The organism is Candidatus Omnitrophota bacterium (assembly GCA_028715965.1).
Taxonomy (GTDB): domain Bacteria; phylum Omnitrophota; class Gorgyraeia; order Tantalellales; family Tantalellaceae; genus JAQUQS01.
Genome location: JAQUQS010000006.1, coordinates 95,780 through 107,790, shown reverse-complemented (window position 1 = coordinate 107,790; position 12,011 = coordinate 95,780). Strand labels below are relative to the sequence as shown.

The window sequence follows — 12,011 nt, the reverse complement described above, 5'->3', positions numbered from 1 at the left end:
TAAGTTAAGGGCCCCCGTGTTCTGTGCCCTGTTATGGACAATATCGCCACGGAACGGGAAAAGACGTGTCAGGGCTGCCCGATACATCCTCGTCCGGTCCGCGCGTTAGAACATTGTTTCCTGTACTTCGGTTATCTCGACCTTATCCTTGTCTTTATAATCCTGGTGTATTTCCCTGATCACCAGCTCGCCCTCGCTCAACCCTTTTGATATTTCAGCCGCGTCATGTGTCAGGTACTCTATTGTTATCTCGCGCTCCTCTACCGTCCCCATCTTGCTTTCATCTTCCTTAGCTTCTCCCTCCGCGTCTTCATCCGGATGAACGATATATACGAAATATTTATTCTCTTTCTTCTTGAAAGAAGACGACGGTATGATCAGCGCGTCTTTCTTCTCGTACGTATTTATGATGGCCCGGGCGAACATGCCGGGTTTCATCTTGTTCTCTTCGTTCTGTAATTCAATTTTTGCTTTCTGCGTCCTGGTCCTGCCCTCTATTACGGGGGATATCATGTCTATTGTGCCCTTGTACGACACCCCGGGATAAGCGTCCAGGAACACTTCCGCGGTCTGGCCCAGGTCGATCTTCGGGGAATCCTCCTCGATTATGTCGAACGCGGCATATACCTCACTATAATCAACGAACGTCCCTATCTTATCCGTAGGCCCGATAAAAGCGCCAGTATGCTTTTCCTTGCTGGCAAGATAGCCGTCGGTCGGGGCGTATATGCTTGTTTTCTCGAGATCGTTCTTGGCGGATTCGTACTCGAGCTTCTTCTGGTCCAGCACCATTTTCTCAACAGCGCCTATTTCATAAAGCTTCTGCGCCTTTTCCATTTCAAGGCCCGCGTATTTCAGTTTCAGGATCGCGTCCTTGTTGTCAAGACTGGCGATAATATCCCCCTCCAGTATCCGCTCTCCTTCCTCGAAGTTGAAACTTTCCAGGATCCCTTTCCCATCGAACATAAGGTCTATCTCCTTGAACCCTTCTATCCTGCCCATTGCCGGCAACGTATCCTTGAAATCCATTTTCTTAACCTTGTATACCTTGACCGGCATGGTCTCCAGGAATTCGACCATTTCCTTGACCTCTTTTTTCTCCCCCATGAATATCTGCGATATCTTGCCAACGGTCTTTATCAGCACGAAGCTCAATACGAGAAGCCCGACAATTATCCACATATAGTTCTTCTTTATCCCGGAAAACTTGAACTTCCAGCGTTTTTTCGGGGCATCCGCCTCTTCCATGAGCGTTTCTTCGGTGTTCCCCTGTTCCGGCTCATCGGCAAAAAGGTCGTCCTCGCCTTCTTCTACGGGATCCTTTTCTTCCCGCGCGCCATTTTCGGGATCTTCCTCGAAGAACATATCTTTTTTATCTTCATCCATAATACCCCTCCGCAAAATCTTGGAATGTCATACACAAACTTTAAAGCTTCTATTCCTTCTGTTCCTCAGGCATTTCCAGATCAAGTTCAGCATACCTGGTGGCCTTCTTCCACTCTTCGTATTCCATATCCTCATACTCGGGCTTGAAATATTCCGATACACCTATAGCCTTATTAAGGTCAACCAGGGCCTTATAATAGTTCGAATCGCTATCGACTTGGCTGTATTCCTCAGTCGATAATTTTTCATATTCTTCAAGTATACGTGACGGCTCCAGGGTCTCCCCGTACCGCATCCTTTCCTCTACCGTCTTTACATACATTTTCTGATGTTCTATCCTGGCCTCGGCGACCTCCATTTGCAGTAACGCCTTCTTATAGCTGAAATACGCCTCTTTAACTTCGACCGTAACATCCTTTTTGGCCTTAAGATATTCATATTTGGCGCTTTCAAACCCTACCTGGGATTCTTGCAGGTTCGAGAAATACGCCAGGTCGTCAAGGAGCTTGAACGAGAAATAACTTGTGGCGCTTTCGGTGCCCCTGAACGATGAGACGGTCGGCGCCCATTTCTCCCTTACGTAGTTGTACTCAAGGGTGTTCCCCCACATAGGCAAGCTGGCTTTAACGCCGGCATACCATTCAGGGGCCAATCCGCGCTGTTCTCCCCCGCTGGATGTGGGCTGGTATGTTTCCACGGACTGCCCGAACGAACCGTTGAACTCGAACTTAGGCCATCCTTTTGCTTTCATCATCTTTCTTTCGAACTCATAATATTCTATCGTCTTTTCCTTTATCTTGAAATCGGGCCTGTTCGCGTACGCCAAACTGTAACAATTCTCCAGACCAATGGTCAACCATTCCCCGGGGCGCCTTACCGGCTTTATCATTATATGCTTGTCCGAGTCCATATCCATAGCCTGGAGCAATATCATTTCGGCCAGCCTGACGTCTTCCTTCGCTGAATCTTTCTGGAAATCTGACTGCATTTTCTGTCCCTTGACCTTCAGGTATTCCACTTTCGGGATGAGTTCTCGCTCATAGGCTTTCTCGGTAAATTCATGGATCTCCGAGACCTTTCCGTTGAATTTTTCCTGCAGGTCGAATGCCTTGATGGATTTGTCCAGGTTATAGTAAGCCTTCTTCGTGGTCTCTACCACCTCGTTCTCTATCTTTCCCCTTTCAAGCATGGTTATCTCAAGATTTGTCTGCGACTGTTTTACCTTGAACCATGTCCCGAACCCATCCCATAATGTCTGCTTAAGTTCTACCTGATATTTTTCACCCTGGTAATGCCTGTCCGAGGACCCCTGGCCTATTTTACCGTACGACCTTTCGATCTTACCGGTAACTGACGGAAGCAATTCCCGCCTGGTCTCCCACAACCTCATCTCGGCCAGTTTGACCTGTTTATCAGCGACAACTACTCTCTGGTTGGCGTTGAGGGACGCGTTAACGCACTCATCAATCGTGTACTCATGGGATTCGTTCAACGTATCGTTACGCGGCCCATCTGTTCTCTTCTCGAACATACCAGTCATCTGGTCCATCCAACCCTTGGGCTCGTTATGTTCCTTCATCGGGTCGCCGTCCGGCTCTTTCATGGACAATTCCAGTTTTTCCCGTCTTATATCATCCAATTTCTCGCGTTTGCCGAACATCTCGGCCTTGTCTATCTCCGTCAACATCTCATTCGCCCGGGAATCATCCGGCACAGAGTCTTTTACCTGGTACAGATAATGTCTGGCCTGCCCGTAATCCCCCGCGTCAAAGAATTCCTGTGCTTTTGCTATATCCTTATCTGCTTGCTGTCGGGCTTTTTCCCTCCTGGCCTCTTCTTTTTCCCTGGCCCTTACAGCCTCTTCAGCCTGTTTCCTGGCTTCTTCTTCCTCCTTGGTCATCCGCATCTCGGCTTCATGCTCTTGTTTCCTGGAGCTTATCCTGGTCAGCAGGCCGTTAAGCGCTTCGTCCCCTTCCTTGAGCTCCAAGGCTTTTTGGACATAGTTCTCGGCCTCGTCGAACCTGTTCCTGTCCAGGGCTTTCTCGGCTTTTTCGGCGTATTGCGCGGCCTTCTCATCAACAAGACGCTCGCGTTCTTTCCGCTCGGCGTTCTCGATGGCGATCCTTAAAATATCAGCATCTGTCCCCGCGGCCCCGAGCCTGGATGCCTTGTCCATCATCGCTCTTGCTTTCGCACAATTCCCCTGGTCCAGATATCCCCTGGCCTTTGCGAGATAGTTATTAATCTTTTCCTGGTCGGCTTCAGACCTTTCCGCGGATGCGTCGACGCCCGGATCAACGCTCTCAGCCTGCACCTTTTCTTCCAGACGTCCCGCGGCCGTGGTCGCTTCCGCTTCTTCGATCTTGGACAACGATCCTTCCCTTATGCCTTGTATCGTAGTGATCTGGACACCATTTTTGTCCAGGAACTCATACTCGGACAATATTATCCTTGCCTGGGCGCTGTCTTCGGGTATGTTGAACGCTATATCCACGTACTTACGCGCCTGGTCATACCTTCCCCTGTCAAGCATATCACTCGCTTTTTTGAAATACGCCATGCTTTTCTCAGCGGCTTTAGCGGCTTCTCTTTCTTCTTTTTCCCTGGCCGCCGCTTCCTGCCTGGCTTTGCGTTCGGCCTCTTCGGCCTCTTTACGCTTCCGCTCTTCCTCCGCGTATGTTCTCTCCGCCGAGTCTATGGCATCTATCATTTCCCTGGCCCGCTCGTCGTTCCCGTCGACTTTCAGTGCATTTTCCGCGTAACTCCTCGCCCGTCCGAAGCTGTCCTTTTCAAGATATCCTCTGGCCCTGTCCAGGTACCCGGTTATCTTTTTCTCGCGCTCGGCCGCTTCGCGCGCTTCCTTTTCCCTGGCCGCCGCTTCCTGCCTGGCCTTGCGTTCGGCCTCTTCGGCCTCTTTACGCTTCCGTTCTTCCTCCGCGTATGTTCTCTCCGCCGAGTCTATGGCATTTATCATTTCCCTGGCCCGCTCGTCGCTCTCGTCGACTTTCAGCGCATTTTCCGCGTAACCTCTCGCCCGGTCAAAGCTTCCTTTTTCAAGATATCCCCTGGCCCTGTCCAGATACCCGGTTATCTTTTCCTCGCGTTCACGGAGCTCTCTTTCCCGTGCCTTTTCCTCTTCTTCGGCCTTACGCGCCGCTTCTTCGATCTCTTTCTTGCTGCGTTCCTCCGCGTCAATACTGGAAAGGGAACCCTCCCTGATCTCCTTCATGGAAGTGAATTTCTTCCCGTTCTTGTCGTGGAAATCATACTCCGAAAGTAATATTTTTGCCTGAAGGCTGTCTTCGGGTATGTTGAACGCGAGATATATGTTCTTGCGGGCCTCATCGAATTTACCCTGCCCCATCAAATCGCTCGCCGTCTTGAAATAGGACATGCTTTCCAGTGCCTTTTCACGGGCCCGTTCTTTTTCCGACCTTCTGGCCTCTTCTTCCCGGGCTTTACGCGCCGCTTCTTCGGCCTCTTTACGCTTCCGCTCTTCCTCCGCGTATGTTCTCTGCGCCAAGTCGATGGCATCTATCATATCCCTGGCCCGCTCGTCACTCCCGGCCAGTTCCAGTGCCTTCTCAGCATAGCTTCGCGCCTTGCTGAAATCCTGTTCCTCCAAGGACCTTTCGGCCTTGTCAAGATATCCGGTTATCCTTTTCTCAAATCCCTTTGCTTCTTTTTCTTCCCTCGCCCTGGCTTCCTGTTCTTCCCTTACCCTGGCTTCCTGTTCTTCTCTCGCCCTGGCATCCTGTTCTTCTCTCGCTCTGGCTTCCTGTTCTTCTCTCGCTCTGGCTTCCCGTTCTTCCTTTTGTTTCTCGCTTTCCGCTTCGGCCTGCTCTTTCGCTTTCACGTCCCTTTCATAGGACGCCCGTAACTGCCCTATCTGCTCGATAAGGGTCTTCGTTTCCTCGTTGGAGGGATCCATCTGACGAGCTTTCTCAGCAAGGCCCATTGCCTTCTCGAATTCGTTCTCGTTAAGAGCCGCTATGGCTTCATCCATAACGCTCTTTATTTCCCGCGATGAAGGTCGAGCGGCTTCTTCTTTATTTTTCAGGGCGCGAACCGTGTCCTTTCCCCGTATTTTTTCTCTTTCCCTCAAATACGAAGTGGTCATTATGGACTGCGCCTCCAGGTTATTGCTATCAACGCTGAGGACTTTCCGCGCGTGTGTCCTGGCTCCCGAAAAATCGCCTTCCGCCATTTTTTCGCGCGCCGCTACAAGTTCATTGTCTATCGCGGAAGATCCCGCTTTACCCTCAGATGCCGGCTTTTCCTGAACTTCAGGCGCTTTCTCTTCCTGCCGGGGATCATCCAGCACACCCTTCTTCTCTTCCATATAAGAACGTGTGATCAGCCTGTGAGCCACAACATTGTTGGGGTCAGCTCCTATCGCTTTCCGGGCATATACCCTAGCCTCCTCATAATTCCCCCGGGACAACTCCTCCTCCGCCTTGTCGATATATTCACTGACGCCCGGCTGAGCTTCGCGTTTTAGCTGTTCTTCCATCGCTATACGGGCTGTTTCCGCGGCGGCTTTCTCCTCTTTCTGCTGTTTGTTAAGTTCTTCCTGCCGCCTCAGTTTATTAGCCTCATATTCCCTTTCAGCGCTGTTTATGCCCTGCATCGCGCTTATTGCTTTAACGTTATTGCCTTCAAGGGTAAGGGCTTTATTCACATATTCACGCGCAGCGCTGAAATCCTTGCCGTCCAGCGCCAATTCCGCTTTTTCGAGAAGGTCATTTACTCTCGTCGTTCTTTCCAGGTCCTGGATCTCTTTACGCTTCCTGGCCTCTTCCAGTTCCCTCTTTCTGGCCGCCTCTTCTTCCCTGGCGCGTGCCTCTTCCTCCTCTTTCTTCCTTTCCTCCGAGACCTTCTTCCTTTGTCGCAACTCATTTATATACTCTTCTTCGTCCGCGTCTATTACCCTGACGGTCTTCTTGGCTTTTTCGCTGGTCGGATCTATTGTAAGGGCTTTCTTCACGTACTCCCTGGCCCGGTCGAACTCTCTATCTTTGTTCTTTTCCGCGGCCTGCTCAAGATACCATGCTACCCGTTCCTTTCTCTGCTCAAGTTCCCGCTCCTGCTGGGCCTTTTTCAACGCTTCTAGCCTGTTCCTTTCCTCTTCCTCCGCCTGCCTCTTTTTCCGTTCTCTTTCAGCGCGATACTCCTCTTCTCCCAGGTATATCTCCTTCAGGAGTTTTTGGGCGGTTTCGTTCCCGCTCTCAAGCTGAAGGGCTTCCCGCACATATATACGCGCTTTTTCGAAACCGTTATTTTCCAGCTCTTTACGCGCCTGGTCAAGGGCCGCCGCCACTCTTTCCGCCCTGCGGAGAGCTTCCGCCGCCTCCACTTCCTTTTTCGCCTTGTCAATCCGGGCGGAAAGATCCTCAGCTGTACCATCCCCGCCTTCTTCCCCTAACGCCTCATCCGCGTATTTACGCGCAAGTTCCAGGTCGCCTGAAGACAAGGCCTTTTCACCTTCCTGTACGAACTTTTTTACGCGTTCGGCTTTTTCCGCGATCGCTTTTTCTTCCTTATATATAAGCTCAGCGTCCTGGATCTTGCCATAAAGAGAATCAGCCGTGCCTGTTTCTCCCATGCCCCTGAGATCATCTGCAGCTTTCCTTGCCCGGATAAAATTGTTTTCCTCTATATGTCTGTCCGCCTGGTCGAGAAGTTCTTCTATCCTGCTAGTCCTTTCCCTGGCAAGCCTTTCTTCTTCATCCCTTCTCCTGGCTTCTTCTTCCTCAGCTCTTTTTTTCTCTTCAGCCTCACGGCGCAGCCTCTCTTCCGCGGCTGCATACTCCTGCTCCGCCGAGGCTATCCGGGAAATAACGTTGTCCACATCAGGATCCATGCTGTCAAGCTGATAGGCCTTTTCCGCGAATATCCTGGCCGCGTATAATTCGTTCCGTTCCAGGCTGGCTTTAGCCCTGGAAAGATAACTGTCAATGGTCTGTTTGGTAGTATTTTGCGAGCTTCCTGCAGAGGTTTTGCCGGCGGGCACAACAGGACGTGCCGATCTTTTTTCCGCCACATACGTCCTGGCAAGCAGTAGCTGGGCCTGTTTGTTCTTGTCATCCTCGGCAAGAACAGCTCTTGCGGCTGCCCGGGCCCTTCTGGTGTCCCCTTGCGCCAGGTACGCTCCCGCGGCCTTGAGGCTCGCGGATATCTCTGCGCTCCGCTCGGATGATCCTTCTTCCTCTTGTGCGGCGTCCTTGCCTGTAGTCCGTTCTTTCCTGAATAGTTCCCGTTGCCCCGGTTCATATTCCAGTTCCGCGAAATCCACCATCTTCAGGAGTTCTTCCGCCTGAGCGAGGTCCGGGGCTATTTCCAGGGCGGCTTTGGCGTATTTTCTAGCGTTCCGGAAATCCTTTTCGTTCAACGCCTGGGTAGCCTTGAGCACAAATTCATTCGCCGCTCCCAGGACAGCATCCTGTTTGGCTTTTTCTTCCAACCTTTTCCTGGCTTCAGCAACGGCTTCTTTTTCCTCAGCTTCACGGACCTTGAGCCTGCGCATGGCTTCCGCCATGGCATCTTCTCTCATCTTGTCCTTTTCCTCATCGGAAAAAGCGGCCTTATCCTGGGACCACGCGAAGGTAAAGGGGGAAAATGTCATCTGCGTTACGACAACAGATATAAGGAGACGCCTCATCCCTCTCCTTATTCTATCTTTCATCCCCGAGTTATCAGCCAAGTCGTGTCTTACCAAGTCATCTCCACTTTGAATTTTTGCCTGCGTTCTGGGTCTTTTCAGTCAACAAACTCCCGGATACGGTTCGACACGCTCTATCCTTCGGGTTCTTCCCTGTCATGTCTTTTCTTCTGCCTGTATTGCCTCATGTAATCCCTCATGTATTCCCGATGCCTTTCCTTATTAGCTTCCCTGTAAAGCTGCAGATATTCCGTATGCTTCTTCCTCCACTCCAGGGAACGCTCCCGACAGGCCTGTTTCCACGATTTATCCTGAGATTCTTTGTACTTGAAATAATTGGGGTTCTTCTCTCTCCAGACCTTCATGTTCTGCAGTTGCCGCTGATACTGACATTCCAGGCTTGAACATACGCTCTGGTTCGGCCTGTACTTGTTCGGTACGAACGGCTTTCCGCATATGATACATGTTTTTTCCGTGCGTGAGTTCTTCTTCATACCCCAACCTCCATGAATAGTTGTCTCCGGCAAAGTAATGCCGCGCCTATTGACACCGCTTTCTTGCCCAAAATACCTGGCACCATACTGACCTTGCCGGATACTTCTTTAAGATAGAATTTTTTCGCGCCTTCTTCGACGTACCCCAGAAATCCGCCTTCTCTTCTTTCTGTACCCCCGCTCAGAATAACGACATCCGTGTTGAACATATTCACGAGGTAAGCTACCCTTACGCCAAGAGCTAAAGCGGCCCTTTTCACGAGATCGTCCGCCAATTCGTCCTTATTGTCGGCGGCCTGAAGTATAACTTCCAGGGAGATGTCATCTATGTTCCCCTTGACCAGGTTAACTATCTCGGTACCTACGCCTTTTGACACCAGTTCTTTGGCTGTAGCGACTATGCTGAACTGGTTCCACGGGCTCAGATACGCCAGATTACCCTGCGAGGCGGAATCCGCTTCGAAAATATTCTCTCCTTTTATCATCGCCCCGTCTCCGGCATCGGTATACATCGACAGCACGTTCTTGTCCCGGAATTCGCGTTTGGAATCCATTTCTCCATACCCGGCCGCAGTAGCCTCTCTCCCGATGAATATCTTGTTCTTGAACGCTTTTGTCAGTACCTGGTTCATTATACGCGCCGCCTTAGGGTTGATCTCCATTAACCGCGCAGGCATGGCTATACCTATAGAATCCAGGCCCGAGCTCCTCAGCACACTGGCCGCGCTGATAGTCTCGGCTATACTTTTTATCTCCTTATTCTTCCCCTCTAACCTGGATATCCTGCTTATCTCTATTTCTTCGCTGTCAGAGATCTCTCCGGAAGTATCTATCGCCGTAAGATACGCGCTGGTGTCGGTAAACCCCACTCCGACCATCTTTTTCTCGGAAGCGATGAATGTAACAGCCGCAGGACCATCCTCTCCGCCTACCTTTATTATCCCTTCGCTCAAAGCGGACTTTAGATATTGGGAAACCTGCGCTTCTACGTCACAAGCGGGACCCGCCATATCTTCCGTACGGACCTTCCCGTATTTTTTTATATCGCCGAAGACCTTGAGATTGAATATATGTTTTTCATTCTCGGGGCGTATATTAAAGAACCGGATGGTATTATCGCTCTTTTCCATTTCTACCTCCGTTTTGTCCCGTAAAATATAAAAACTTAGTTTTGCTTATTCAAAGGCATAATCTAACTTTTTAAGTTTTTTATTAATATACCTAACAAGATGTGAAAAGTCAAATCTGGCTTTGATATATATTAAAAATTCCTCGTTGATCCAGGGAGGGACTTCGGCTAACTTTTTGTAAATGTTATCCCAGAAAGAAAATAAATGACCGCTAAATGATAGACGATCGAGATGATATCCTTGATCCACAAGGGAAAGACAACGAATATGGGCCCCTTCATCGATATGACCCCCATGTAAGCCATGACCTTCAACATGATAACGTATCCGGAAAAATACATAAGATATTTTTTCGCCCATTTCCGCTCACATAGTATCCCTCCTCCTAACACCAGTGCGATTATGGCACTTATCGCAACAAATACAAAAACTCCTGTCGGCTTCGCGGTCATGTTCGATATCTTAAAGAACTGAACAGCGGTACATACCAGAAAAGTGACCGTACCTATGAAGATCTCGATCATTCCGATCATTCGGGATATCTTGTCCTTGAACATACGGCCCATAACATACTCCTTAATTTTACTCCACTAAAAGCTAAAATACAGTTTTTTTTGGGAAAAAATGTATAAAAAAGCGTTAATTTAGCTATTTTATTCCACAATGTGCCCGGCCTCACCCCCGGATAGCAACTTTTCACGAACATGAAAAAAAACCGGATTGATATATCTTTCTATCCATGATATATTATGCCACAAAAGGAGCCAAATATGAAATTAGGCATAATAGGCCTCGACCGTTCAGGAAAAACCACGGTCTTTAATGCGTTGACCGGCGCCGACAAGGAAGCCGGGGCTTTCGGAAAAATAGAAGCTCATATATCCATCGTCCGCGTTCCGGACGAGCGCATAGACTGGCTTTCGGGATTGTATAACCCGAAAAAGACCGTATACGCGACCATTGAGTTCGTCGACATCCCCGGGAATATAAATGATTCTTCCGACCCGAAAATAGTCGCGGTCGCGCGCGAAGTAGATGCCCTTGTGTTCGTGATACGCGACTTCCATAACGATAATGTCCCGCACCCACTTAACAGCATTGACCCCCTACGCGACCTTGAACAGATAAAGACAGGCCTTATAATAGCCGACATGTCCATCGCGGAAAAGCGGCTGGAAAAACTTCAGAAGATCGTGTCGAAAGGCGCGGGAACAGAACAGGACAAAACCGAGCTTTCCGCGCTGAAAAAAGTGTTGGATCTCCTGATGGCGGAAAAGAACGCTTCGGAAGCCGAACTTACCGAGCAAGAAGAAAAAAGCGTGCGTTCGTTCCAGTTCCTCACCATGAAACCCGTACTTACGTTACTGAATATTTCCGATGACGCCGCGGACACTCCGCGTACTTCTGAACTCCTGACCGGGCTTGCGAACTCCATGGCCATGTCCGCAAATATCGAAGCGGAAATACGCCGGCTCGACGAGGCCGACCGTCAGGCCTTCCTGGACGATATCGGGATAAAGGAACTTTCGCTCAATTCCTTTATACGAAAAGCTTATTCCACACTGGGGCTAATCTCTTTCTTTACGGTCGGAGAGGACGAAGTGCGTGCATGGACGATAAATAGCGCGACTCCCGCGGTCAAAGCCGCGGGTAAGATACATTCGGACCTGGAGCGCGGTTTTATTCGGGCCGAGGTATTCTCATACGATGATATACGTGGACTGGGTTCCGAGCGTGAGGTCAAGAGCTCGGGGAAATTCAGGCTTGAAGGCAAAGATTATATCGTAAAGGACGGCGACATAGTCTCGATCAAGTTCAGCGTATGATCATGGCCGAGCGAGCCTGCCCTTTGGCCCGATCGTATCTTCAGCAAGTTCTCCGCATACATATTTTATCAATAGCAGCACATGGTTCTTGTCCATCGTAAGGAACTTGACCCCTATATCATATTCCATCTTTTTCTTGCCGCGCTGCTTAACGGAAGCGCACCACATTACTTCCCCTTCTATATATACCGGATCGGCCCTGCCTGGCAGGAATATCTCGAGATCTATTACCGTGCCTTTAGGAAGTTCTTTGTCCGCGGTAAAAAGTATCCCTTCTACCCCTATATTCTTACCTACGGCACGGAACCTGTTGGCCGGCGCCTCTCCCCCCCCGGTCTCGATCACGATAAAATTCACCTTGCTCATAAGATCAAGCCTGGCATATTTCCGCTTGTCCGACTTGCTGCCTTTTCCCATCATCAGTCCTTTCAAATACTCCGTTCACACCACCCTTAACATCATCTACAAGAAAGTATACCTGAAAAGTTATCCGAGTCAATTACCCGATACTCTA

Annotated in this window: 7 protein-coding genes; 1 reads left to right on the top strand and 6 read right to left on the bottom strand. The window is 49.8% G+C overall.

All coding sequences use genetic code 11. The features are described 5' to 3' along the window. Positions 1-105: 105 nt before the first annotated feature. The 5 genes from PHH49_04710 to PHH49_04690 all read right to left on the bottom strand — a co-directional run bounded on the left by PHH49_04710 (position 106) and on the right by PHH49_04690 (position 10,237). On the bottom strand, positions 106-1,386 hold the full coding sequence (locus PHH49_04710) for an efflux RND transporter periplasmic adaptor subunit (protein MDD5488247.1): 1,281 nt from the start codon (positions 1,384-1,386) through the stop codon (positions 106-108). A gap of 49 nt (positions 1,387-1,435) precedes the next feature. Then, positions 1,436-8,047 (bottom strand): TolC family protein, encoded by a 6,612-nt coding sequence (locus PHH49_04705; GenBank protein MDD5488246.1) that lies wholly within the window; start codon positions 8,045-8,047, stop codon positions 1,436-1,438. A gap of 134 nt (positions 8,048-8,181) precedes the next feature. Continuing rightward, positions 8,182-8,541, bottom strand: a complete 360-nt coding sequence (locus PHH49_04700) for a hypothetical protein (protein ID MDD5488245.1) — start codon at positions 8,539-8,541, stop codon at positions 8,182-8,184. Then, positions 8,538-9,671 (bottom strand): ROK family protein, encoded by a 1,134-nt coding sequence (locus tag PHH49_04695; GenBank protein ID MDD5488244.1) that lies wholly within the window; start codon positions 9,669-9,671, stop codon positions 8,538-8,540. Before PHH49_04695 ends, PHH49_04700 begins: the two co-directional genes overlap by 4 nt. Before the next feature lie 167 nt (positions 9,672-9,838). After that, positions 9,839-10,237, bottom strand: a complete 399-nt coding sequence (locus PHH49_04690; protein ID MDD5488243.1) for a hypothetical protein — start codon at positions 10,235-10,237, stop codon at positions 9,839-9,841. Between the two features lie 204 nt (positions 10,238-10,441). Between PHH49_04690 and ychF the strand changes: the two genes are divergently transcribed. Beyond that, on the top strand, positions 10,442-11,497 hold the full coding sequence (ychF, locus tag PHH49_04685; protein ID MDD5488242.1) for a redox-regulated ATPase YchF: 1,056 nt from the start codon (positions 10,442-10,444) through the stop codon (positions 11,495-11,497). Here the strand turns inward: ychF and PHH49_04680 are convergent, their stop codons facing one another. Beyond that, on the bottom strand, positions 11,498-11,929 hold the full coding sequence (locus tag PHH49_04680; GenBank protein ID MDD5488241.1) for a PilZ domain-containing protein: 432 nt from the start codon (positions 11,927-11,929) through the stop codon (positions 11,498-11,500). Between the last annotated feature and the right edge of the window lie 82 nt (positions 11,930-12,011).